Genomic DNA, 23,772 nt, shown 5'->3' with positions numbered 1-23,772 from the left:
ATGAAAAAGGTATTTTTGAGTTTAATATTGGTTTTAATGTTTGCGGTTATTAGTTTTGCAGTTACTGAAGAGGAATTATTAGAACAGACTCCTGTTCAGCTAAAAGCAAAAGTGCAAGAAATGTTGGCAGCAGGAATTAAATCAGAAGATGCTTTAAATATGGTAAAAAATATGCTTCAGCAGAGGGTTCAAACCAGATATGCGGCAAAAGTGATCGATGCAATTTTGGAAGCGAAAAAGCAGGGTTTGCCGGTAGGACCAATGGTGTCTAAAGTGAATGAAGGGCTTGCTAAAAATGTAAGTACTGAAAAGATTTATGAGGCATTAAACCAGGTCAGAAACAGATATGCATATGCTTATCAAAAGGTTGAGCGTATGAAGTTGAATGCTCAAATGAGAGCAAGAGTAGCCCAGAATATTGTAGATGCAATGGCCGCAGGTATGAAGAAAGAGCATATGGATGATATGATTAAGGCCTTGGAGCAGAAGATGGATAGGGTAAAAGAGAAGGAAAATTATGCCCTTGAGGTTACCGAAATGGCTAAAGAGATGGCTAGACATGGAGTAAGCTCTGATGAAGCGAAGGATGTGATAAATAATGCTATGAAACATGAATTTACAGCTAGAGAAATGAAAGAGATGCGAGAGGCTTTTATGGAACAGGCAAGAATGGGAGATCCTAAAGATATAGCAGAACAGATGAGTGAAAATATGGAACATGGAGCTAGAGGTGCGGATGTAGGACATGATGCTGGTAGTGCTGGAAGCACAGGTATGGATGCCAGTTCATCAGGAGGAATGGGTACCGATGGAGCAGGTGACCATGGTGGAGGTCATGGTAGATTCTGATAAATAAAAATGCCCCTTTTAAAGGGGCTTTTTTTATTGATTAATAGTTACAGGGTTTTCCATTCCCAGTTCTTTCCAGTTTATAACTGGATTGTTTCCATGGCAATCTTTACATGTTAAGGCTTCTTCTTTTGGAAGAACTCCATGGCTTACCATAAAGTATTCAGTAATTTTTTTGAATCCAGCTATAGGAGATTTTTTTATACCAGGATTTTCTGGTTTACCATTTAGGAATTTTCCAAGTTTTACACCAATAAGAGTAGCTTTTTCGATGTTATCAGGTATATTATTCCCATTTTCGTCTTTTCCGGGCCCCATTTTTGTGACAATACCAAGTTTATAAGGAAGCCTGTTTCCGTTTTTATCCACAGGAATAATCTGCTCAAATTTTTTAAACACATAGAGCTTGCTGTTTTTATCTTTAGGATCCCCTTGAGGGATAAAGGGTTCCCTTGCTTTTCCATCCCACCATTTATAAACTACAGGCACACTATGTTCGTCCTTTACTATTGTCTTGAATAGCCAGAAACCACTTTTTTTACTTTGATGCATTTGACTGAAATCTTTCATCATCAAACCACCTGTAGTTTTAATATGACATGTTACGCAGGCTACTTTACCATTACATCCTGCATCGTATCTTTTATCTTTATGTATTTTACCTGGATGACACTTTATGCACCCTTCTTCTTTTGTATAGTGATCATAGTTCCAAATATCCAATCCAAGACTTCTTACCATACCATGATCTTTTCTTGGCCTTGGAGTGTGGCAATCTACGCAAAGTAATCCTATAGCTGCATGAACATCCGTATCATCTGCATAATCAACACCACGCTTAAATAGAGGTCCTCCTCCTGCAGTATAGTGACATCTCATACAGGCTTCATTTGTAGGTCTACCCACAGATTGCAATGCCTTATCACTCATATCTTGTGTTAATCTCAAGATTGGTTTACCGTTTTTTTCTCCTACTTTTATAACTTTTCTTTTTGACATATCATACTCTTCAGCATGGCACAGAAGACATTCAATGGCGTTTTTTTGCTCAAACATCGCTTTTTTGAATTCAACTGGGGGATAACCACCACCAACGTGGCATTTACCACAACCTAATCCAATTTTTTTTCCATTTTTGTCTGGTAATATTCCTAAATAGTTTGCAAGAGGATATGCACCTGGACAACTACCAAGCTTGTATTTTTTACCGATTTCTTTGCCACCTGTGACAGCCTTGCCGTTTTCTATGAGATAGTTAGGTGGGAGTTTTCCTGCCCATTTGTAATGGATTGAGTTCATAACCTCTTCAATGGCACCAGGATGACATTTTTCGCAGTAAAATGCTCCAGTATAACCAGTGAGTTTTTTGTGGGGGTTAGCTTTTCTGGCACTTCTTGATTTGTACTTTTCGTAGTCTTTACTTTTGTAATACTCTTTTGGATCATAATATCCGTCGGCAAGTGCGATGGAAAAACTGAAGAAAATAATTAGTAATGCTGATAAATATCTCATGACAACCTCCAGATAAAATCAAATGTAAATAAAAAAAAAGGGTAAGACTGTCAGTCTTACCCTGATACGCTACATTAAGTTAGATTATTTTAAGATTAATTATTCTGTGATTTTGCATTTACCGCCTGAGAAGTCAACGTGAGCATCAAGGAAATATAATCTGTTCATCTCTTTGTAACTACAGTCTTCCAATAGGCCAAAATACATTTCTCCAGCTCTACCACCAGATGCGCACATAAAAATGATATAGCCATCTTTTGGTAATTTGTTGATTATATAATCACAACCCTTTTTGTACATATCATCTACTGGGATGTTAATGGCGCCTTTTACATGTCCTTCTGCAAATTCTTCAGGTGATCTAACATCTACTATATGGATGTTTGAAGGTCTATCATCAATTATAGCTTTAAAAAATTCTATAGCTACAGTTCCTTCATCTGGACCAGGCTTTATAGTGCCTACTGTTTGAGTAGAAACTGCTTTTTTGATTACTTTTGCTCCAGGAGCTGCAACAGCATATCCAAGCTGTTTCCATTCAGGTAAACCACCTGCGTAAGCATATACTTTATTGTATCCATATTTTTCTTTTAACAATCTTGCAACGTTATGTGATTTTACACATTTATAACCACCACAGAAAACTACGATAGGTGTGTTTTTATCTTGAGGCAATTTTGCAAGATATGGTTCAGGGTTTCTCATAAATTTTGTATCAGGAATATTGATAGCACCTGGGATAGTCCCTTTTTTCCATTTTCTATCAGGTCTAGCATCTATAAATAAAACCCCTTTATCCAGCAATTTTTTTGCATATTTATGAGTGATTTCTGCATAAGATTTTTTAGACCAATCTGGCATCCCTGCAAGATATACTTTAATGTTTTTGTAACCTTTATCTCTCAGATATTTTGCATCATGATAACTTTTAATACAATGAAAACCGCCACAATATGTAATAAGTAGAGTATCTTTTGTAATATTTAATTTTCCTAATTGTCCCACATATTGGTTGAACTTGGTGTCAGGGATATTGATAGCACCAGGTATATGCCCTGAGTCATACTTTCTTTCTGGTCTGGCATCAATTATTACCACTTTCTCAAACTTTCTTAAGCCGTTTCCTACTAATCCTTTTACATAATCGTAATCAACAATTTCGAAACCAGCTTCTTTAATTAGTTCTTTTACACTTTTCTTTGGAGTTTCAGCTGCTGCAGGTTTTTGTGCTTGTTTTGCACAACCAGCAAAGAATAAACTAAAGACTACGAATAGTGCTAAAATAAACCTTAAAAGATTTTTTTTCATGGGCCACCTCCATTAAATAAAATGTAAATATATAATATCAAATGCCCAAAACTCAGTCAATAAAAAAATCAATATTGACAAATATTTGAATATCCTGATATCCGTATATTCTAATATTTATAACTCAGTTTGATTTTATGATATGTACTAGAGTGAAAATGATTGTTCCAACCACAACAGTAGTGGCACCTGGTGGTAGGTCATAAAAATAGGCAAGAAAGAATGAGCCAGTAAAGATAATTAAGGATAAAATAGTTGATACAAGAATAGTTGCTCTATAGCTACTTGTAAAATTTAGTGCGATACTTGCTGGTATCGTCATGAAAGCAGTTAGAAGGATAATCCCTATAATTTTAATACCTGTAACTATAACCAGTGTTATACTAAATAAGATTATGTAGTTTATAAAATTTGTATTTATTCCAGAAACTTTTGCCACATCTTCGTCAAAAAGGGTGAATATAATATCTTTGAAAAATAAAAAATACACTGCAAAAATCAATATGCCAATAAATGCAGTTTTTATTAAATCTGATTTTGTTGATGATACTACACTTCCAAACAGGGTGGCGTTTAAATCAAATGCTCCATTATTGCTAAACTTTAAAAAAATTATTCCCAAAGCCATGGTGAATGCGAAAAATATTCCCAAAATAGTTTCAAATTCTATCACTGTTCTCTTTTTAATTTCAAACACAATTAAGGCTACTGAAAAGCAAAAGATATAAAGTATAGCATCACGGTTAAAATTTATTAATAATGCTAAGGCAAGTGCTCCAAATGCTGAATGAGATACTGCTACTGTTAAAAAAGAAAGTTTTTTCTCAACAATAAAAAAAGATAAAAAACCGCACAAGACACTGAGTATTAGTCCAGTGAGAAAGGAGTATTTTATTATGTCTATGGCAAAAAGATCATTCATCACTGAAACCTCTGCATGTGGCACAGCGGTGGTCATGAATGACAAACTGTATGTTTTTACCAAAAACCTTTTCTAAAATTTCTGGCTGTATACCATGTTCTGGAGGACCATGATAGTGTATTGTTCTGTTTAAACATGCTATCATATCTACATAACTGGAGATTACACCAATATCATGGGTTACCATAAGGATGGATATTTTTTCTTCTTCTTTAAGTTTATTAATCAATTCATAAAAATCTTCTTGTCCCACTACATCTAACCCAGTGGCTGGTTCATCAAATAGTAAGATTTTTGGTTTCATGGCTAAAAGTCTTGCAATTAAGACTCTTTGTTTTTGTCCACCTGAAAGTTTATTAAAAGGTCTGTTTAAATACCCAGACATACCAACTTTATCTAAGGCATCAAGACAGATTTCTTTATCTTTATCGGTGGTTTTTTCTAAAAATTTTTTTAATATTCTCCTTCCCATTAAAACAACATCATAAACCAGTATTGGGAAATTGTAATTAATCAAATCTTTTTGTGGAAGATATCCAATCAATCCTTTTGGAATTTTTTGAAATTGTTTTCCCATGATTTTTATAGTCCCTGCAGATGGTTTATAAAATCCCAATATGGTTTTTATTAATGTGGTTTTACCTCCACCGTTTGGGCCAACTATGGCCATAATTTCTTTTTCTTTTAGAGTGAGATTAATATTCTGAAGTATTAATTTGTTGTTTATTTTGACGTCTAAATTTTTTATCTCTATTACAAAGTTATTTTCCATATACCCCATTATATATTCTTCGTAGGTTTATTTCAAAGAGTGAAAATATGGAACTGTAAGGTGGATATCCACCTATGGATTCAAGGACTATTTTTTTTGCGTTTAAAACATTAGCAACTGTATCATTTATTTTGCTTTTATCGTTGGTTGAGCAAATTATAAATCTTACATTGTTTTTCTTTGCCTTTTTTAGGAGTGTTGAGAGAGATTTGATACTTGGTTCGTGTTCTTTCCCTTTCTTAATAAAACCAATAGATTTGATACCAACTTCACTTAAAAGCTTTGTCCATGCAGGATGGCACTCAATAACCGTAATATTTTGAAAATTGTATTTATTTTTTAAATCCAATAATTTGTTTTTTAAAAGGTTTGAATTTGTTTTGTAAATATTACAGTTAGATTTATCCAGATTACAAAGAGACCTAGTAATAATATCTGAAATTGCTATGAGGTCATTAAAAGAGAGCCAAATATGTGGGTTATCAGATTTTATAAAGTCATTTAAAAAAATTATTTTATTGCTTTTTATAATTTTATTTGCCCATCCATCAAATCTTCTATCTATGCCAAAATATATGTCAGCATTGTTCATCTTTTTTACTGTTTCGATGGTTGGTTCAAAATGATGTGGATTTTCTCCTGGTTTGATAACATATATTGTATCTGAGTTTGTCCCTGCAATTAGGTTGACAAGGTCATAAATAGGGAAAATGGGCGTTGCTATTTTTAGACAATATCCTTGAATTGATAGAATAAAAAGGATTGCTACAAAAATAAAAATAGCTTTAAATGTTTTTTTCATGTTGCAACCTCCTACTTGATTATATATTAAATAAAATAAATTACAATTTTTAATAAGGGGTATGTATGGGTGTAGTCAGGTTTGGAGTATCACTTCCAAGAGATATAGCACATCAGTTTGACGATGCAATAAAAAAGGAAGGTTATGAGACCAGATCAAAGGCAATTTATGATTTAATAAAAAAATATATTACTCAAAGTAAATGGCAACATGGGGAAAAAATTGCAGGAATAATTTCGATACTCTATGACCATCATGAAAAGGATGCAGTTAATACACTTTTGGAAATACAACATGAGTATCATGATATTATAATTTCATCACAGCATATACATCTAGACCATGATAACTGTTTCGAAGTTATAATTGTAAAAGGGAAAAGTAATGAGGTGGAAGGGCTTTATAGACGTTTAAAAACACTTAAAAATATCAAGGATACATCTTTAACGGTTGCAGATATTTCATAATTTAACGTTAATTAGTTGCCACTTTTTCAAGTGGCAACTAATTAATAGTTAATATGTTTTTCCTTATTATACTGATTGTTATCCATCAATTACTAAAATCTGTTATTTGATATAATTTATTGTAAACTCTAAACCTTTTCGGGGGTTCTAAAGGGGGCTTGCCCCCTAAATTAGTTTTCGTTAGAAAACTAATTTATGTAAAAAATAATAAATAAATTCTTATCCATTTTATTTTCTTTATAGGGGGTTCTAAAGGGGGCTTGCCCCCTTTAAGTATCATCTTTGCAAATATCACAAATGAATAATTTTCCATTTATCAATAAAATACACTTTTTCAGCAGTAACTAATTAGTCAACTATAAATATTAAAAATTATTAAGATAATTTAGGCATATGAAAAACCTCTTTTTTTGTAAGCATGGCATAAAGTACACGCACAAGTTTGTTACACAATGCAATCATAGCTTTTCTATGAGGCATACCTTCCTCCTTCTTTTTCAAATAATACGCTCTAAAATACTCATTAAACTTCATAACACCACTTGCCATAAGATAAAGAATACGCCTAAGGGACCGGGATCCTTTTTTACTTATTCTGCCGTTACTATACATACTTCCGGATTGTTTAATAGCAGGATCTATCCCGGCATAGGCAGCAAGTTTACCTTTGTTGGCAAATCTGTTTATATCTTTAATTTCTGCAAGAAAATGGGCAGCGGTAATATCATTAATTCCTTTGATAGAAGTAATAATCTCCATATCATCTTTTTTGGAAGATTTTATTTTATCAATAAATTCCTTCGTAATATTATCAAGTCGGCTATTAAGAAATATGAGCATTTCAACATCTTCTTTGATGACAGTAGCCCAGATATCAGAGGAAATACCAATGGAGGATTTAGCAAGGGATATGAGCTTCTGAGGGGTAATATTTGACTTATGTGCAAACTTCAATTCATCAAGAATCTTTTGAATATCATCTTCATTAGCATTCCTGATGATTTCAGCTGTAGGCATATGTTTAAGGATATGCAAAATGGATTGAGTAAATACATTGGCATTTGCCACAAGTTCAGGAAATACTACAGTAAGATGCTGTTTAAGCTGAGTCTTAACTCTTGCAATCTGCTGAGTAATATGTTCTCTCATCCTGGCAAGTGCGATAATATCATTGGACTCAGGAAGAGCAAAATAATTGAAATGTTCAATATTCTTAGCTATAAATTTAGCAATGATAACAGCATCAATTTTATCGGTTTTGGTTTTTCTGAGAGTAACGGATTGGGCAAATTTTTTGATGAGAGCTGGATTAATAAGACAGACATCTTTCTTTTTGGATACAAGGGATGCTAAGAGGTTAATGTGATAGCTGCCAGTAGATTCAAGAGCAATGATAGAGGAGTCATACTTTTTAATCAAGTCATAGAAGCTGTTAAAACCATCAATGTCCATTTGAAATTCAGCTTCTTTGAGAAGTTCAAGCTTATTGTTAATAATAGCGCAATTAAACTTATCTTTGGAAACATCAACACCTATAAAGAAAGCAAATTTGTCATTTTTCATGTCAAACCTCACTTAAAATATTTTAGTCCCGAATCCAAACTCCCGTTTGACAGTGGCTTGATAGCCAAATCAACCAATAGGGACTTTCGGGACGGGGGACAGACTAAATATGAAGCTTTTAAGCTTATTCCCACTGTAGTCCTCTGTCCCATTCTTAATTCATTACATAATATAATTTTCTTATACAACAAAAAAACGTAGGAGTTCTCACTGAAAAAGTGAGAACTAATTATTAAATAAAGATTTTTATGATTTTATAATATTTAAACTAGTTTCCTTTAGAAAACTAATTTACTAAAAATAATTAACAATCTTATCTTATTTTTCGGGGGTTCTAAAGGGGGTGCTAACCCCCTTTAAGTCCTGAAAAGTATTCAAAAATTGGAGGAATTTTTATGAGGTAATTAAAACAAATCATTTATTATTAATTAGTTGCCACTTTTCAGTGGCAACTAATTATTTGGATAGTAATTCTTTTACATAATTTTCGAGAGTTTTATCATCAATGTAGCCCACATGAAGATTATAAAGTTTTCCACCTTTTATATAAAAGATGCTAGTTGGAATGGTATTGATATTAAAATAGGATTCAAGTGAGCGGTCAGCATGGAAAACAGGATAGGTAATACCTATCTCATTAACGAATTTAATTGCATCAGCAATGTTATCATCAATGGAGAAACCAAGTATTACAAATCCACTATCCTTTAATTTGTTATATACTTTGATAAACCCTGGGGTTTCCTGTCTACAAGGTGGACACCAGGAAGCAAAGAAATTTACAAGGATTACTTTATCGCTGTACTGTTCTTTAAGTTTTTTAAATTCTGCTACATTTATATTTTTAAGTTCAGTGATTTTTTGAGAGGTTGAGGTTGCTTGGTTATTATTTTGATTACAACCAAAGAATGTTAAAAAAACAATAAGTATTAAAAATATAATTCTTTTCATGTTAGCCTCCTCAAAAGATTTTTAAAATAATTTTAAAAATTTTTCAACATATATAAGCAAAAACTTTACTCATAGATAAAAAATGTGTAATCTAGTTTTATGAAAAGAAAAAATTATTTTTGTTCAAAAGACTGTCCAGACTGTTGCCCCTTTGAGGTAGATGATAAATTTAATTTTAAATATGTAAATAAAGTAAATATTCCCACTCCGTTTGTCTGTAAAAAGCTAAAAGGATTTTATGAAAGGGAAGTGCTATCAGATGATTACTCGTATGTAGTTGAAGAAGGAAAAAGGGTTAGAAAAAGTTTTGATGAAGTATGCAAAGAGGTCGCAAACTTCTTATTAGAGAGCAGAAATAAAAATATACTTTATTTAAGAGGTAGTGGCAGTCTTGGATTATTTATGGGGTATTATGATTTACTTTTTGCAAATTTTGAGAATTTATATTTTGTGGAGGGGAGTCTCTGTGATGAAACAGGTCTTACAGCCCATGAGGAGGATTTTGGTTGTGTTGTAAATCCACCTCATGAAAACTTGAGAGAAGTAGATACCATCCTACTTTTAGGGAAAAACTGTAAGGCGGTCAGTCCCCATCTTTATGCTTATTTGAAAGAGTTAAAAAGGGATGGAAAAGAGATTATATACGTTGATCCAATTTATACAGAAACTGCTAAAATAGCAGATAGATATATTAGAATTAACCCTGCCTCTGATGGAATCTTAGCTGCTTCAATTCTGGATAATTTGAAATATAATGGATCGTTGAATACTAATAACTTATTTACTTATTGTGGGGTGTCTAAAAGTGATTTTGAATATTTGTTGTCATTGTTTAGAGAAAAGAAGGTTGGGATAATAACAGGATTCGGTTTACAGCGTTATTTAAACGGGAAAAATATAGTTAACTGGATTAATAGACTGGCAGTGGAAACAGATAATGAAAGATATCTATATTTTGGTAGGCCATCAAAGATCAATTTTGAAAAACAGAAAGCGGATAAAAAGAAAAAAATAAAAATTTATGAGATTCCAAATTATCTGAAAAAGGGTTTTTTTGATGTTTTTGTGATTGTGGCGGCAAATCCAATCATTACATATCCAGAATCTGGTGTTTGGCAGCAAGAGCTTTCAAATAAAAAAGTAGTTGTGGTGGATACCAATTTTACAGAGACAACAAAATATGCTGACTATTTTGTTAAAGTTGGTGGAATGTTTGCGCAACCTGATGCCATGGGAAGTTACTTTTTTAATTTTGATAATATTAGGAAGGAAAAGGTAATAGATTTACCAAATGACTTGGATGTTGTAAAAAACGTTGCAGAGTACCTTGAGATTTCAATTGATTTTAAAGAGATTGATGAAGTTATGATAAAAGAGAATACTGATGAAAGAGATTACAAGAAACGAGAGATTCCAATAATTTGTCCTTACAATGAGAAGGGGAGATTCAGACTTTTAACCATGTCAAATTATCATTATCTCAACTCACAGTTATCTGAAAATTATGAATACGGAAAGTTTGTTTATATAAATCCGACAGATGCAGATAGCCTTAAAATTTCTGATGGTGATACTGTAATTTTGAAAAATGAATATGGATATGTTGAAGTAAGGGCTAAAAAAGATAATAGAGTGTGTAACGGTGCAGTAATGATTTATAAAAACAGAAAAATAGGTAATTTTATTGTTAATACCTTGACAAAATCTATACCCACTGATAGTGATAATGGCGTTGCAATTTATGATACATTTGTAGAGGTGTGCAAGAAATTATGAAAAGATTTAATAAGTATTTTGGTGGAGAGTATTTAAAATACTGGTATGCAGCATTTATTGTAATAGTGATTATAATGTCGCTGATAAGTTTTAACAATCGTAGTGTAGATAGATATGAACTGTATATTTTTGATAACAATGGAAAGCTTGTGGAAAAGACAATTATCACAAAAGAAGAATATAAAAATCTTGAAGGTAGGCTACCTATAACTAAAGCATTAAAACCTATCAAGAAATTTAAATTTTTACCATGATTTATCTTGACTTTGCAGCTACATCACCTGTTTATGATAAAATTCTTGTTAAGGTAGAAGATTTATACAAGAACTACTTTTATAATCCATCATCTAAATATTCACCTGCAGTTCAAACTCAGAAGTTTTATGACATACAAAGGGAGCGAGTGGCTGAGATTTTGAAAGTAAAAAAAGATTCGATTATTTTCACTGCATCCGCTACAGAATCAAACAATTTAGTTTTAAAAGGGCTTAATTATAAAGACAGACAGAAAATTGTTGTATGGGCATTGGAGCACAAATCAATTACAGCTCAGTTTGAAACATTGAAAAAACTGGGAGCACAAATCATTTTAATTAATAATAAGAAGGGCGTTTTGGAAGAAGAAGATGTTTTGGATGTAATTGATAAAGATACAAAACTTGTTTGTATAATGGGAGTTAACAACGAAACTGGAGCTTTAAATCCCATTGAAAGGATAGCTGAACAGATTAAAAGATATGACAAAGATATTTTAATTATGACAGATATTGTTCAGGCTTTTAGCAAGGTAGATATAAATCTTGAGAACGTGGATTTTGCTACATTCAGTGGCCACAAGATTGGAGGTTTAAGGGGTTGTGCAGGCTTTTATGTGAAGGATAAAGAAAAGTTGCACCCTGTTATTGAGGGTGGTGGGCATGAGTTTGGTATTAGAAGTGGTACTGAAAATATAATAGGGGCTTATTCACTTGCAGAAGCTGCAAGGATAAGTAGAGAAAAATATAGAGAAAAATGGGATTATTTAACAGAATTGAAAGAAATACTTGTTAATTTTTGCAAAGAAAATAGATTTTTAATAAATTCCCCTGAAAAATCTGTTCCTTATATTTTTAATTTTTCAACAGGTAGATTACCTTCAGAGGTACTCATCAATTATCTTTCTGGAAAGGGGATTTATGTATCAAGTGGTTCAGCTTGTAGCAGGGGGAAAACCTCATCTGTTTTGAAAACAATGGGGCTTTCTGATATTATTGTAAATTCATCTATAAGGGTTTCGTTACATCCTGATACGAAAAAAGAGGATATTGAACATTTTTGCTATATGGTAAAAGAAGGAGTGGAAAAGCTTGCGTTATGAAAAAGGTACTGGTCTTTAATTACTCAGAAATATCACTGAAAAAGAAGAATAGAAAATATTTTGAAGATAAGGTTTTTGCTCATATTAAAAAGATTGCTGATTTTTACTCGCTTGGAAAAACTAAGTCTTTAAGAGGTCGCTTTTATATTGAAGTTCGCAATGAGGAAAATCTTGATAGTGCAACGGATAGATTTCAAAAGGTTTTTGGATTACAATCGGTATTTTTAGGATATAAAACAGAAAAAGAAGTAGAAAAGTTAGTTGAAACAGCATCAAAGTTGGTAAAGGAGCAGGACAACACGTTTAAAATAAAAGCAAAACGAACTGATAAGTCTTTTAAATTAAATTCGATGGAACTTAATCAGATTGTAGGAAGTAAAATTTTAGAACTTTTTCCAAAATTAAATGTGGATGTTCATCATCCTGATGCTGAATTGATTGTGGAGATCCATAAAGATTTTGCCTTTGTGATGAGAAAGCTATTTAGCTGTTCAAAAGGGCTACCTTACGCTTCATCAGGAAAAGTAGTTACTCTGTTATCAGGCGGAATTGATTCACCTGTTGCAACATGGATGATGATGAAAAGAGGGTGCGAAGTTATTCCTGTTCATTTTCACACTCCTCCTTACACAGGTGATTCGCTCGTAAAAAAGATTAAGGATATAGCTAAGGTTTTGAGCTATTATGCAAATGAGGAAATAAATCTTCATTTAGTTAATTTTACTGAAATTCAGGTTGCTATAAAGAAATTTGCTGATGATAAATTTACGACAATACTATCACGAAGGTTTATGCTGAAAATTGCAGAAGAGATTGCAGTTAAAAATGGTGCAAAAGGAATTGTTACTGGAGATGCTTTAGGACAGGTGGCAAGTCAGACGCTTGAAAATATTATGTGTATTAATGAAGTGGCAAAATTGCCGGTGTTGAGACCATTAATTGGGTTTGATAAGGATGAGATTGAGAACATTGCAAAAAAAATTAGAACTTATGAAATATCAATAACGGAAGGGATAGATTGCTGTCATCTTTTTTCACCAAAGAACCCTGAGACAAAAGGTAAAATTGATGCGGTTGTTGCAGAAGAGAGAAAAGTGATTGATGCATTGGGTGAGAAAATCCCTTACAATTATGAAATCGTAAAAATCAGCCCTTACGATACAACGTGTTAAGTGCTAAGAATTATAATAGTTCAGGATTTGACAAAGACAAAATAGGAAAAATTAACGCTTAAAATTTAATACTTAATACTATTTTCAGGTTACTGGTCGTTTGATGCTTCGTTGATAAATTCTATTGGATTTACGGGGATTCCATTTACAAGCACTTCATAGTGAACATGAGGCCCTGTGCTATGTCCAGAACTTCCAACCTTTGCTATTATATCACCTTTTTCGACTCTTTGACCTACTTTTACAAGAATCTTGCTGTTATGTGCATATCTTGTGACATATCCAAACCCATGATCGATGGTAACTAATTTACCGTATCCTGGTTTATAACCAGCATAAATTACAATCCCTTTTGCTGTTGCTCTTACAGGAGCACCATATCTTGCTGCAATGTCTATCCCTTCATGGAAAACCCTTTTGCCGGTGAAAGGGGAGAGTCTATATCCAAATTTGCTGGAAATCCAACCTCTTACAGGCCATACGGATGGGGTGGATAGCATCATAAGACGCTGTTCTTCTAGGAAATTGATAAGCTCGGAAAGGCTGTTTTGCTTTTTTTCAATTTCTGATGATAAAGATAAAAGTATATTGTTTAAATCATTAAAAAATTCGGTTTCTTTTCTTTCAGCTACAGCTGAATATTCTCTTAAAATATCTATTTCTTTACCGCCAATTGCAAGTTTTTTATTTTTTTCATCATTAAATTGTGCTAATTCTCTAACCTGTTTTTCTAAATTTTCTAAATATACTAGCTTACTTTCAATTTCGTTTACTTTTTTGGCGTATTCGGTCAATCTAATTTTTAACAACTCATTTTCACTTTTATAGCTGAGCATCTGTTTTCTTTCACTGTAGAGTTTGGATAGTAAAAATAAAGATACTATGGTGATGAAAAATATTGATATTAGAGAGATAATAGCGATTTTTATAGTTTTCTTCTTAATTGATAGAGACTTAATCTCTCTAAGTTGTGACTCATCAAAAACAAGAATGGTTAGTTTTTTATTATTTTTTGACATATTAATGGGGTAGTCTATTTATTTTTAATTGTCAATAAAAAAAGTTAGGGGGGAGGGTAATCTCCCCCATATTTGTATATTTATTTGCGCAAATTATAAAATGCAGCAAGACCTGGGAAATCAGCCTGGTCAAGGAGTTCGTCTTCAATTCTTAAAAGACGATTGTATTTGCATATTCTATCAGTTCTACATGCGGAGCCGGTTTTAATCTGTCCTGCATTGACTGCCACTGCAAGATCGGCAATGGTAGTATCCTCTGTTTCTCCTGATCTGTGAGAGATTATACATGTGTAACCAGCACGTTTTGCTATTTCAATAGCAGCAAGGGTTTCAGTGAGAGTTCCAATCTGGTTTAGTTTTATAAGGATGGAGTTGCCAATTTTCTCTTCAATTCCTCTTTGTAACCTTTCTGTGTTTGTAACAAAAAGGTCATCACCAACAAGCTGAACTTTATCTCCAAGAGCCTCAGTTAATTTTTTCCATCCTTCCCAATCATCTTCTGCTAATCCATCCTCAATACTAATTATTGGATATTTTGCTACAAGATACTTGTAATATTCAATCATCTCATCAACTGTTTTTTCGGGTTTTTTCTCTGCAGCTAGAATATATTTTCCATCTTTGTAGAGCTCACTGGATGCTACATCAAGAGCAATGTAGATATCTTCACCAGCTTTATAACCAGCTTTTTCAATAGCTTGTAATATAACTTCTATTGCCTCTTCATTGGATTGAAGATTTGGTGCGAAACCACCTTCATCACCCACAGCAGTGTTGTAACCTTTTTCGTTTAAAACTTTTTTTAGGGCATGAAACGTTTCAACCCCCATCCTTAATGCTTCTTTAAAGCTGCTTGCACCTGTAGGCATAATCATAAATTCTTGAATGTCTACGTTGTTATCAGCGTGGTTGCCACCATTTAAAATATTCATCATAGGAACTGGTAGCTGATGAGCAAAAGCTCCACCGATATATCTATAAAGAGGGATATCAAGGGCATTGGCAGCAGCCTTTGCACAGGCTAAAGATACTCCAAGGATTGCATTGGCACCAAGTTTTGATTTGTTTTTTGTACCATCTATATCGCATAGAATATCGTCAATAAGCTTTTGCTCTAAAACATCAATTCCTTCAAGTTCATCAGCAATTATTTCATTAACATTTTGAACAGCTTTTAAAACCCCTTTACCGTTGTATCTTTCTGGGTCACCATCTCTTAATTCAATTGCTTCATGCTCACCAGTGGATGCCCCAGAAGGGACAGCTGCCACTCCTACAAAGCCTCCGCTTGTGATCACTTCTACCTCAATTGTGGGATTACCACGTGAGTCCAGAATTTCCCTGGCATAAATTTCGATAATATCAGTCATTTTTTTTTACCCCCTAAAATTTTTATAAAATCTGTAAATTTGCGATATTTCGGTTTACATTTATTTATATTGAAAATTTCATAAAAAGACAATATTATTTGCTAAACTTTTAGATTTTAGAGGAGTGACATTGTACGAGATTCCAAATTTAGTTTATGCTGATAAGAATGGAAACATATATGACCACCCATCTTTAAAGATGGTGGTTAGAAGTGAAAATTACAATTTTGTTCCATACGAACTTGAGCTAATCGAAATTCCAGAGTGTACTACCTTTTATTATATGCCTGATTCCAATCCAATAGCCTATAATCCTGAAACTGCTACTTTAGAAGAATTTAGTAGAGGTTATGCAGTATCTGTTTTTTTACCTCCAGGGTACTTGAGACTGTTTTTGCCAGCTTATAAAAAAACATCATCTTTGATATATCCACTTTATGCATACACAGCAGTGGGATGGTTAAATGGAAAGTTTGTAGTTCCTGCCATAAAGGTAGATAAAGATAATAAATGGAATCCAAAGCTTTTTGACTTTACAGATAAATTTAGATTCAGGGTGGAAAAGCTATTATCGAAATATCCTAATAATAGATTATATAAACAACTCGCAAAATGTGCATTGGAGTATCACTGTACTGCAGCAAAAAATGTGTTCTATGGTAGATGGGAATGCCCTATGCCCACTTCCCCGGTTTGCAATAGCAGATGCATTGGCTGTATTTCTCTTCAACCAGCAGAGTGTTGCCCTTCACCTCAGCAAAGGATTGATTTTGTCCCTTCTGTAGAAGAGATTGTGGAAGTGGCGTTAAACCATTATGAAGTGGCAAAGGATCCCATTATCAGTTTTGGACAGGGGTGTGAAGGGGATCCGATAATGGTGGCTGATAGAATTGCAAAGGCTGTTTCCATAATCAAAAAGAAAGCACCAGAGCTTACCATTAATTTTAACTCCAATTGTAGTGATCCAGAGAAAATGAAGATGTTATTTGATGCAGGGCTTGACAGTATTAGGGTGAGTATTAACAGTTTTGTGGAGTCCACATATAATGCTTATTATAACCCTGTAGGTTATAAATTGGATGATGTTTTCAAAAGTATTGAGCTTGCTAACAAATATGGTGTGTATGTATCGCTGAATTATTTGATGATGCCTGGTATCAATGATAGGGAAAGTGAAGTAAACGCTCTCCTTGACTTTTTATCTGCTTACAAGGTGGAACTTATACAGTTAAGAAATCTTAATATAGACCCTGATTATCTTTTTGAGCGTATGAAATTTAAAGTGGAAGAGATCATGGGGATTAAAAATATGCTAAAATTGATTAAGAAGAAGTTTAAGCATATTAAGTTTGGTTACTTTAACAGACCGAAAAAAGATTTTTATAAAGATTTCGGGCTGCCTAACTTAAAGAGGAGGTAGTAATGAAAAAATTTTATATTTTGTTTTTTATCTTGCTTTTTTCAGTGGTAGGATTCGCAAAAGATTTGGAATTTTCACAGGAAATTCTTCAAAGTGAATTTGAGGATTTGTCCAAAGAGATAGGGGTAGCATTGCAATTTAATCCGATGTCACCTGCAGAGCCTTTAGGAATCACAGGGTTTGATGTGGCAGCAGAACTTGTTGTTACAGATATAAATGAGGGGAAAAAGTATTGGAAAGCAATATTCAATGATCAGGATCCATACTCATATATTTCTGTTCCAAGATTGCATATACAAAAGGGTTTACCTTTTGGAATTGATGTGGGTGGTATGTACACTTATGTGCCAGGAACAAATATCAGATTATGGGGTGTGGAGTTAAAATATGCCATATTGAAAGGGAATGTGGCGATGCCTGCTGTTGCAATCAGGGGTGCCTTTTCTAAGCTTGAGGGGGTTGATGAGCTTGATGTGAACACTCAGTCCTTAGATCTGCTTGTTAGTAAAGGGTTCTTAATGTTCACTCCTTATGCGGGGGTTACGGCTCTTAGAATACATACTAAAGAACACAGTGACCTTGTTGATCTTGATGATGTACGTAAAACGGTTTTTAGAGCCCTTGCAGGTTTGCAGTTTTCACCATTTCCTTTTTTTGTTATAAATGCTGAGGCAAGTATTGGGGTGGTTAATCAGTATGGGATTAAACTTGGATTGAGGTTTTAAATGTTAAAATATGATTTTCTTGTAATAGGTAGTGGTGCTGCTGGTTTGCGTGCTGCTGTGGAACTTGCATTCCATGGCAGTGTTGCAATTATTACTAAATCGGCAGTGGGAGAGGGTAGCTCTGAGCATGCACAGGGTGGTGTTGCTGTGGTGCTATCTGATGAAGATGATATAGTGCTTCATTATGAAGATACAATAAAAGCTGGTGATGGTTTGTGTGATAAGGATGCTGTGATGACTCTTGTGGATGAGGGACCAAAGTATATCAAAGAGCTCATAAAGTGGGGTGCTCAGTTCGATATGCACGGTGATCACCTTGATTTTACAAGGGAAGCAGCTCATTCGGTAAATAGGATTATTCATGCTCATGGGGATGCTACCGGGCGTGAAATTGTGAGAGCATTGAAAAGTTATGCGGAAAAATTAGAAAAAATTACATATTTACAAAATTATTTTGCTCTTGATTTACTTATGGCAAATGGAGAAGTTTTTGGAATAAAAGCTATTGATGAAGAGAAAAAAGAAATTGTTAATATTTTTTCAAAGGGAGTTATTCTGGCTACAGGCGGTGCAGGAAGGCTTTTTAAACGCACTACAAATCCTGAAGTTGCCACAGGGGATGGATTGTCGATTGCTTTTAGAGCAGGAGCTGTTCTAAAAGACTTAGAGTTTTATCAATTTCACCCTACAGCTTTGCATCTACCTGATACTCCAGCTTTCTTATTAAGTGAATCAATGCGTGGGGAAGGTGGCGTTTTAAGAAATATTAAAAAGGAAAGGTTTTGTTTTAATTATCACGAGAAAGGGGAACTTGCCCCAAGAGATGTGGTGAGTAGAGCCATATTTTTTGAGATGGAAAAAACTGATGCTGAATATGTGTATCTTGATATGACACATCTTGAAAAGGAATTTGTAAAAAATAGATTTCCCAAGATTTATTCAACCTTAAAAGAGTTTGGTCTTGATATTACGAAAGATTTAATCCCTGTAAGTCCTGCTGCTCATTATTATATGGGTGGCATTGAAACAGATGTGTGGGGGAGAACAAAGGTTAGTGGGCTGTATGCATGTGGTGAGTGCGCATGTACAGGTGTACACGGTGCAAACAGGCTTGCAAGCAATTCTTTGCTAGAAAGTGTCGTGTTTGGTGGTAGAGCTGCAAAAGCTGCTGTTATTGATTTAATGGATAAAGAAATTAATGAAATAAGCGATAACAATTTTAGCTATAAAGAGTGTTCTGCTAGTAATCAAATCAAAGAGTTGCAGGATATTATGTGGAAATATGTGAGTATCGCAAGGGATGAGAATGGGTTACTTAGTGCATTGGAATATGTTGATAGTAAATTGAGTGATTTTAGAGATGAAGTATCTGTGTGTAGAAATTGTATGGAGTATTACAATATGCTGCAGCTTGCAAAGATGATGATTTTGGCTGCTCTGACTAGAAAAGGGAGCAGGGGAGCTCACTATAGAAGGGATTTCCCTGAAAGAATTAAAGAAAACTGGCACATTGTGTTTGAAAATGCCGAATTTAATCCCATTATCAGGTAATAAGAAACCCTTTGCAACAGCTGATGGCTCTATAAGTTTTTATAATATCAGTTACAAAGAAGGGTATCACGCAAAGTCTATTGGTGCTTATACAGAAAGTTTGCATAAGTTTGTGATACCATCAGGTATTATAGAAAAATTATGTAAAAATGAAGAAGTTTGGCTGCTAGATATATTTTTTGGGCTAGGATATAATATTGTTGCAACTATTGAGGAGTTAGAAAAAAACAAAATTAAAAATAAACTCAATATTGTGTCCATTGAAAAGGATCCTACTCTGATAGAATTGGTAAAAGGGTATCCATTATTTTGGCCAAAAAGAGGGTATGATTATCTTAGAAAGCTTTTGGATGATGTAACATATAAAAATTATCAACTTTATATAATTCTTGATGATTTTTTTAGGGCAGTTCAGTATATCAATATACAGTTTGATGTGATTTACTTTGATCCATTCAGTAAATCAAAAAATCCTGAGATGTGGCAATTAAATGTTTATAAGATTTTATATAATCTTTTAAAAGAAGATGGTTGTGTCGTAACTTATTCTTGCAGGAATAGCGTAAGAAAGGAATTTTACAGGGCTGGTTTTATCCCTTATCAGACGAAAAAACTACCTGATGGCTTTCAGCCAGGAACTGTTTTCTATAAAAAATTGATACTTTAAGAAAAGTACAAATTATATAATTTGATGTCACCCCGATTTTTTATAAGCAGGAGAATTATTTTCATGGTTATCAACGGTCATAAGAGTAGTAAAGGTTTTAAAGGTAATAAGGGTTGTAAGAGTGATACTGGAAATTTATTCACTTAGCCTAAACCTAAACCTTAACCTTTTAAACATTGAACCTTGAACTTTTACTATTTTGCTATTTCTCTGTTTGCCTTTTACCTCTACAACCGTTACTAATAGGGTAATTTGCAAAAATTGGGGTGATGCCAGAACTATATAATATCTTTTATTAAGGACGCTTTTATTATAAGTTTTATTCTTTCTTCCACTTTGTACAAACGCTCAGCTAAAGTTACAGCGAATACGCTGTTTAATTTTGCAAACAGTAATTTATCTTCTCTCTTCAAGGTATCGTAAGCTGTTATATCAAAGGATAAAAGAGTGGTGTCAGTTTTTGCAAATACGTTTGCTGATCTTGGATGAGATGTAAGAATGGCCATTTCACCAAAAAAATCTCCTTCACTGAGGGTTGTTAGGAAGAAAACCACCTCTTCAGTAATGGCTTTACTGACCCCCACTTGCCCTTCTACAACAATGTAGAGTTTATCCCCTTTTTCTCCCTCTTTAATTATCATATCCCCTTTGTTGAACTTTTCTATTTTGCATGATGAGAGAAACTTTTGAAGTTCTTCTTTAGTAAAATCAATAAATTTTGGATTCATAGTTAGTTTAGATAGATATTTTATTGATTCCATATAAGACCTCCATATATAATAAAATTATACCTTATGATGTAAAATTTGAAAAGAGGTAACATATGAAATTTAGAGTGGAAAGAGATAGTATGGGAGAGATGAAAGTGCCCGAAACAGCTTACTATGGAGCACAGACTGCTAGGGCATTAGAGAATTTCAAAATAAGTGGTAAGGGGTTGCCAAAGGAATTTATATATGCTGTAGCTGAAGTAAAAAGGGGAGCAGCAGTTGCAAATTGTAAATTGGGGTTAATCAATGAAAAAGTCGCTGATGCAATTATAAAAGCAGCTAAAGAAATAATTGATGGGAAGTTTGACGACCAGTTTCCCATAGATGTATTTCAGACAGGCTCAGGTACATCCACAAATATGAATGTAAACGAGGTGATAGCTAACAGAGCTTGTGAATTGTTGGGAGGTCAAAAGGGGGATAAAAAATTGTGCCATCCAAATGATCATGTAAATAAAGGGCAGTCCAGCAATGATGTAATCCCCACTGCAATACATATATCTTCTGCATTATTAACGTACAAAAATTTGATACCTGCCCTTTTGAAACTGGAGAATAGCCTTTTAGAAAAGGAAAAAGAATTTAGAGACATTATTAAAATAGGTAGAACTCATCTTATGGATGCAGTGCCAATAACCTTAGGGCAGGAATTTTCTGGCTACAGAATGCAGATAAAAAAGGGATTGGAGAGGATAAACGAAAGTGTAAAGGGGTTGCAGGAGTTACCTCTAGGTGGAACGGCACTTGGAACTGGACTCAATACACATCCAGATTTTGCAAAGCTTGCCATCGATGAGATTAGTAAAAATACAGGGATAGAATTTAAACAAGCTGAAAATCTTTTTGAAGGTATTGCGGCTAAGGATGCTGTTGTGTATTTTGCAGGCGCACTTAATACTTTGGCAGTTTCATTGATGAAGATTGCAAACGATTTACGTTTATTGAATTCTGGACCAAGATGTGGTATAGCAGAAATTACATTACCATCACTTCAGCCAGGAAGCTCCATTATGCCAGGAAAAGTAAACCCTGTAATTCCTGAGGCAGTAATTCAGGTGGCTGCTGAGGTGATGGGAAATGTTCATACAATATCAATTGCTGGGAGTAGTGGGTTGCTTGATTTGAATGTTATGATGCCTGTTATTGCGGATAATTTGCTTTATTCTATCAAGTTACTTTCAAATGCTGCCACTTCCTTAGCTGAAAAATGTATTGATGGTATAGTGGCAAATGTTGATAGATGCAGTGAGCTTGTGGAGTGGTCAATGGCTCTTGTAACACCATTGGCATTGAAAATTGGCTATGATAAAGCTGCAGAAATTGCCTATGATGCATTTAAAAAGAAGGTGAAAATTAAAGATATTGTAAAAGAGAAAGGAGTGTTATCAGATGAAGAGATTGAAGAAATCTTTGACACTAAAAAAATGGTTTAGAGGGTGGAAATATGAGAATTGAGTATTCAGATAAGATAATTTGTACAGTTCGAATTAAAATATTTGATAAACCAGGTTTTTTGGGAAAAGTAGCAACCATTGTGGGGGATTATGGGGGAATGTTTGGTGAGATTAAAACTGTCCATATTGGTAAAGACTATAAAATAAGGGATCTTGATATTTACACAGATGATGAAAAAAAATTTGCTGAGATTGTTTCAGCTATTGATGCACTGGATGGTATAGAGATTTTAGAGATAAAAGATGTGGTAATGGAAGTGCATGAAGGTGGAAAAATCGAAGTAAGCACTCCTATTGAAATAGAGACCATGGATGACTTGAGTATTGTTTACACACCAGGTGTTGCTTCTGTCTGTAGAAAAATCTTTGAGGACAGGTCTCTGGCAGATAGATACACCACAATAAAAAAGAATGTGGCGATTGTAACAAATGGCACTGCCATTTTGGGACTTGGTGATATAGGACCAGTAGCTGGCATGCCTGTAATGGAAGGGAAGTCGCTGCTGCTTAGGATTCTAGCTGGTTTAAATGGTATCCCCATTCTTATTGATAGTAAAGATCCTAAAGTAATTGTTGACACTATTAAAAATATTTCACCTACCTTTGGAGCGATAAAGCTTGAAGATATTAAGGCTCCAGAATGTTTTGAGATTGAGAAAGAACTTGATGAGATACTTGATATACCAGTTATGCATGATGACCAGCATGGGACCGCAGTTGTGGTGCTTGCTGCATTGATAAATATTGGAAAATATACCTTTAAGAATATCAGAAAATCATCTGTAGGTATATTGGGACTTGGTGCTGCAGGAAGCGGTATTCAGAAGCTTCTCATGGCCTATGGAATAGATAAGATTTATGGTTTTGATATAAATGAGGAGATGGTTAAAAGATTTGTTCAAAGAGGTGGGTTTGAAACAGAGTCAGTGGAATCGCTGGTGAAATCTGTGGACATTATTATTGCGACCACTGGCTGTCCGGGGTTGATTAAAAAGGAGTGGGTAAAGAATGGGCAGATTATTCTTGCACTGACGAACCCTGATCCTGAGATTAAGCCTGAAGATGCTATTGCAGCTGGAGCACTTTTTGCTGCTGATGGTAAATCGGTCAATAATGCCCTTGCATTTCCAGGTATTTTCAAGGGAGCACTTGCTGCAAATGCCTATACAATAAATGATGCAATGAAGATTGCAGCTAGCGAAACTATTGCAAAATTTGCGATGGAAGGTGATTTGGTACCTAATATTTTAAATAAACAGGTACATGAAAGTGTAGCTCTTGCTGTGGAAAATGCAGCTTATAAAAGTAAAGCAGTAAAATAAAAAAAGGGGCTTAAAAAGCCCCT

Annotated in this window: 22 protein-coding genes; 12 read left to right on the top strand and 10 right to left on the bottom strand. The window is 34.0% G+C overall.

Annotated features, from left to right (window positions below; all coding sequences use genetic code 11):
* Entirely contained in the window at window positions 1-849 is an 849-nt protein-coding gene (locus tag FHQ18_RS05265; RefSeq protein ID WP_149266121.1) for a hypothetical protein, read from the top strand.
* A 33-nt stretch (window positions 850-882) separates the two neighbouring features.
* On the opposite strand, the gene FHQ18_RS05260 is transcribed toward FHQ18_RS05265, so the two are convergent.
* The 5 genes from FHQ18_RS05260 to FHQ18_RS05240 form a co-directional block, all read right to left on the bottom strand.
* Entirely contained in the window at window positions 883-2,361 is a 1,479-nt protein-coding gene (locus FHQ18_RS05260) for a hypothetical protein (protein WP_149266120.1), read from the bottom strand.
* A gap of 99 nt (window positions 2,362-2,460) precedes the next feature.
* Entirely contained in the window at window positions 2,461-3,669 is a 1,209-nt protein-coding gene (locus FHQ18_RS05255) for a rhodanese-like domain-containing protein (RefSeq protein ID WP_149266119.1), read from the bottom strand.
* Window positions 3,670-3,793: 124 nt separating this feature from the next.
* On the bottom strand, window positions 3,794-4,591 hold the full coding sequence (locus FHQ18_RS05250; RefSeq protein WP_246798668.1) for a metal ABC transporter permease: 798 nt from the start codon (window positions 4,589-4,591) through the stop codon (window positions 3,794-3,796).
* A complete protein-coding gene (locus FHQ18_RS05245) occupies window positions 4,584-5,363 on the bottom strand; it encodes a metal ABC transporter ATP-binding protein (RefSeq protein ID WP_188020346.1) in 780 nt (259 codons plus the stop codon). The genes FHQ18_RS05250 and FHQ18_RS05245 overlap by 8 nt, the downstream gene beginning before the upstream one ends.
* On the bottom strand, window positions 5,353-6,165 hold the full coding sequence (locus FHQ18_RS05240) for a metal ABC transporter substrate-binding protein (protein ID WP_149266116.1): 813 nt from the start codon (window positions 6,163-6,165) through the stop codon (window positions 5,353-5,355). The genes FHQ18_RS05245 and FHQ18_RS05240 overlap by 11 nt, the downstream gene beginning before the upstream one ends.
* A gap of 65 nt (window positions 6,166-6,230) precedes the next feature.
* Between FHQ18_RS05240 and nikR the strand changes: the two genes are divergently transcribed.
* Complete coding sequence (gene nikR, locus FHQ18_RS05235; protein ID WP_149266115.1) at window positions 6,231-6,632, top strand: nickel-responsive transcriptional regulator NikR; 402 nt, start codon at window positions 6,231-6,233, stop codon at window positions 6,630-6,632.
* A 375-nt stretch (window positions 6,633-7,007) separates the two neighbouring features.
* Here nikR and FHQ18_RS05230 read toward each other — a convergent pair whose 3' ends face one another.
* Both FHQ18_RS05230 and FHQ18_RS05225 read right to left on the bottom strand, forming a co-directional pair.
* Window positions 7,008-8,195: an IS110 family RNA-guided transposase gene (locus tag FHQ18_RS05230; protein ID WP_149265355.1), complete on the bottom strand. Its 1,188-nt coding sequence runs from the start codon at window positions 8,193-8,195 to the stop codon at window positions 7,008-7,010.
* 456 nt (window positions 8,196-8,651) lie between these two features.
* Window positions 8,652-9,146 (bottom strand): TlpA family protein disulfide reductase, encoded by a 495-nt coding sequence (locus FHQ18_RS05225; protein ID WP_149266114.1) that lies wholly within the window; start codon window positions 9,144-9,146, stop codon window positions 8,652-8,654.
* Window positions 9,147-9,245: 99 nt separating this feature from the next.
* Here FHQ18_RS05225 and FHQ18_RS05220 point away from each other — a divergent pair, with 99 nt between their 5' ends.
* Genes FHQ18_RS05220 through thiI form a run of 4 tightly spaced genes read left to right on the top strand, consistent with a single transcriptional unit; the run spans window position 9,246 to window position 13,451 of the window.
* On the top strand, window positions 9,246-10,922 hold the full coding sequence (locus FHQ18_RS05220; protein WP_149266113.1) for a molybdopterin-dependent oxidoreductase: 1,677 nt from the start codon (window positions 9,246-9,248) through the stop codon (window positions 10,920-10,922).
* Window positions 10,919-11,176, top strand: coding sequence for a hypothetical protein (locus FHQ18_RS05215; protein ID WP_149266112.1), 258 nt, complete (start codon window positions 10,919-10,921; stop codon window positions 11,174-11,176). The genes FHQ18_RS05220 and FHQ18_RS05215 overlap by 4 nt, the downstream gene beginning before the upstream one ends.
* Window positions 11,173-12,279, top strand: coding sequence for a cysteine desulfurase family protein (locus FHQ18_RS05210; protein WP_149266111.1), 1,107 nt, complete (start codon window positions 11,173-11,175; stop codon window positions 12,277-12,279). The genes FHQ18_RS05215 and FHQ18_RS05210 overlap by 4 nt, the downstream gene beginning before the upstream one ends.
* Window positions 12,276-13,451, top strand: a complete 1,176-nt coding sequence (thiI, locus tag FHQ18_RS05205; RefSeq protein ID WP_149266110.1) for a tRNA uracil 4-sulfurtransferase ThiI — start codon at window positions 12,276-12,278, stop codon at window positions 13,449-13,451. The genes FHQ18_RS05210 and thiI overlap by 4 nt, the downstream gene beginning before the upstream one ends.
* Before the next feature lie 89 nt (window positions 13,452-13,540).
* Here the strand turns inward: thiI and FHQ18_RS05200 are convergent, their stop codons facing one another.
* Both FHQ18_RS05200 and eno read right to left on the bottom strand, forming a co-directional pair.
* Complete coding sequence (locus FHQ18_RS05200; RefSeq protein ID WP_246798652.1) at window positions 13,541-14,470, bottom strand: M23 family metallopeptidase; 930 nt, start codon at window positions 14,468-14,470, stop codon at window positions 13,541-13,543.
* Window positions 14,471-14,550: 80 nt separating this feature from the next.
* The gene (gene eno, locus FHQ18_RS05195; protein ID WP_149266108.1) at window positions 14,551-15,840 is read right to left on the bottom strand and encodes a phosphopyruvate hydratase; all 1,290 of its coding nucleotides are present in this window, start codon (window positions 15,838-15,840) and stop codon (window positions 14,551-14,553) included.
* Window positions 15,841-15,964: 124 nt separating this feature from the next.
* On the opposite strand from eno, the gene FHQ18_RS05190 reads away from it, so the two are divergent.
* Genes FHQ18_RS05190 through FHQ18_RS05175 form a run of 4 tightly spaced genes read left to right on the top strand, consistent with a single transcriptional unit; the run spans window position 15,965 to window position 20,203 of the window.
* Window positions 15,965-17,260, top strand: coding sequence for a radical SAM family protein (locus FHQ18_RS05190; RefSeq protein WP_246798650.1), 1,296 nt, complete (start codon window positions 15,965-15,967; stop codon window positions 17,258-17,260).
* 2 nt (window positions 17,261-17,262) lie between these two features.
* Window positions 17,263-17,985: a hypothetical protein gene (locus FHQ18_RS05185; protein WP_149266106.1), complete on the top strand. Its 723-nt coding sequence runs from the start codon at window positions 17,263-17,265 to the stop codon at window positions 17,983-17,985.
* Window positions 17,986-19,536 (top strand): L-aspartate oxidase, encoded by a 1,551-nt coding sequence (gene nadB / locus FHQ18_RS05180; RefSeq protein ID WP_149266105.1) that lies wholly within the window; start codon window positions 17,986-17,988, stop codon window positions 19,534-19,536.
* Window positions 19,508-20,203: a tRNA (5-methylaminomethyl-2-thiouridine)(34)-methyltransferase MnmD gene (locus FHQ18_RS05175; protein WP_188020345.1), complete on the top strand. Its 696-nt coding sequence runs from the start codon at window positions 19,508-19,510 to the stop codon at window positions 20,201-20,203. Before nadB ends, FHQ18_RS05175 begins: the two co-directional genes overlap by 29 nt.
* Window positions 20,204-20,481: 278 nt before the next feature.
* On the opposite strand, the gene FHQ18_RS05170 is transcribed toward FHQ18_RS05175, so the two are convergent.
* Window positions 20,482-20,964 carry a cyclic nucleotide-binding domain-containing protein gene (locus tag FHQ18_RS05170; RefSeq protein WP_149266103.1) on the bottom strand — a complete coding sequence of 161 codons (483 nt, stop codon included), beginning with the start codon at window positions 20,962-20,964 and terminating at the stop codon, window positions 20,482-20,484.
* A gap of 62 nt (window positions 20,965-21,026) precedes the next feature.
* Between FHQ18_RS05170 and FHQ18_RS05165 the strand changes: the two genes are divergently transcribed.
* Both FHQ18_RS05165 and FHQ18_RS05160 read left to right on the top strand, forming a co-directional pair.
* A complete protein-coding gene (locus FHQ18_RS05165) occupies window positions 21,027-22,406 on the top strand; it encodes a class II fumarate hydratase (protein WP_149266102.1) in 1,380 nt (459 codons plus the stop codon).
* A gap of 11 nt (window positions 22,407-22,417) precedes the next feature.
* Window positions 22,418-23,749 carry an NAD-dependent malic enzyme gene (locus tag FHQ18_RS05160; RefSeq protein WP_149266101.1) on the top strand — a complete coding sequence of 444 codons (1,332 nt, stop codon included), beginning with the start codon at window positions 22,418-22,420 and terminating at the stop codon, window positions 23,747-23,749.
* Window positions 23,750-23,772 lie beyond the last annotated feature (23 nt).

It is taken from the genome of Deferribacter autotrophicus (assembly GCF_008362905.1).
In the GTDB taxonomy this organism is placed as follows: Bacteria; Chrysiogenota; Deferribacteres; order Deferribacterales; family Deferribacteraceae; genus Deferribacter; species Deferribacter autotrophicus.
Note: the sequence above shows the minus strand (reverse complement) of the source record. Positions and strands in the feature narration are given on the sequence as shown.

Bases quoted from the DNA above. Each gene is read 5' to 3' on its own strand.
- FHQ18_RS05265 (WP_149266121.1), top strand. From the start codon at position 1: ATGAAAAAGGTATTTTTGAGTTTAATATTGGTTTTAATGTTTGCGGTT.
- FHQ18_RS05260 (WP_149266120.1), bottom strand. From the start codon at position 2,361: ATGAGATATTTATCAGCATTACTAATTATTTTCTTCAGTTTTTCCATC.
- FHQ18_RS05255 (WP_149266119.1), bottom strand. From the start codon at position 3,669: ATGAAAAAAAATCTTTTAAGGTTTATTTTAGCACTATTCGTAGTCTTT.
- FHQ18_RS05250 (WP_246798668.1), bottom strand. From the start codon at position 4,591: ATGAATGATCTTTTTGCCATAGACATAATAAAATACTCCTTTCTCACT.
- FHQ18_RS05245 (WP_188020346.1), bottom strand. From the start codon at position 5,363: ATGGAAAATAACTTTGTAATAGAGATAAAAAATTTAGACGTCAAAATA.
- FHQ18_RS05240 (WP_149266116.1), bottom strand. From the start codon at position 6,165: ATGAAAAAAACATTTAAAGCTATTTTTATTTTTGTAGCAATCCTTTTT.
- nikR (WP_149266115.1), top strand. From the start codon at position 6,231: ATGGGTGTAGTCAGGTTTGGAGTATCACTTCCAAGAGATATAGCACAT.
- FHQ18_RS05230 (WP_149265355.1), bottom strand. From the start codon at position 8,195: ATGAAAAATGACAAATTTGCTTTCTTTATAGGTGTTGATGTTTCCAAA.
- FHQ18_RS05225 (WP_149266114.1), bottom strand. From the start codon at position 9,146: ATGAAAAGAATTATATTTTTAATACTTATTGTTTTTTTAACATTCTTT.
- FHQ18_RS05220 (WP_149266113.1), top strand. From the start codon at position 9,246: ATGAAAAGAAAAAATTATTTTTGTTCAAAAGACTGTCCAGACTGTTGC.
- FHQ18_RS05215 (WP_149266112.1), top strand. From the start codon at position 10,919: ATGAAAAGATTTAATAAGTATTTTGGTGGAGAGTATTTAAAATACTGG.
- FHQ18_RS05210 (WP_149266111.1), top strand. From the start codon at position 11,173: ATGATTTATCTTGACTTTGCAGCTACATCACCTGTTTATGATAAAATT.
- thiI (WP_149266110.1), top strand. From the start codon at position 12,276: ATGAAAAAGGTACTGGTCTTTAATTACTCAGAAATATCACTGAAAAAG.
- FHQ18_RS05200 (WP_246798652.1), bottom strand. From the start codon at position 14,470: ATGTCAAAAAATAATAAAAAACTAACCATTCTTGTTTTTGATGAGTCA.
- eno (WP_149266108.1), bottom strand. From the start codon at position 15,840: ATGACTGATATTATCGAAATTTATGCCAGGGAAATTCTGGACTCACGT.
- FHQ18_RS05185 (WP_149266106.1), top strand. From the start codon at position 17,263: ATGAAAAAATTTTATATTTTGTTTTTTATCTTGCTTTTTTCAGTGGTA.
- nadB (WP_149266105.1), top strand. From the start codon at position 17,986: ATGTTAAAATATGATTTTCTTGTAATAGGTAGTGGTGCTGCTGGTTTG.
- FHQ18_RS05175 (WP_188020345.1), top strand. From the start codon at position 19,508: ATGCCGAATTTAATCCCATTATCAGGTAATAAGAAACCCTTTGCAACA.
- FHQ18_RS05170 (WP_149266103.1), bottom strand. From the start codon at position 20,964: ATGGAATCAATAAAATATCTATCTAAACTAACTATGAATCCAAAATTT.
- FHQ18_RS05165 (WP_149266102.1), top strand. From the start codon at position 21,027: ATGAAATTTAGAGTGGAAAGAGATAGTATGGGAGAGATGAAAGTGCCC.
- FHQ18_RS05160 (WP_149266101.1), top strand. From the start codon at position 22,418: ATGAGAATTGAGTATTCAGATAAGATAATTTGTACAGTTCGAATTAAA.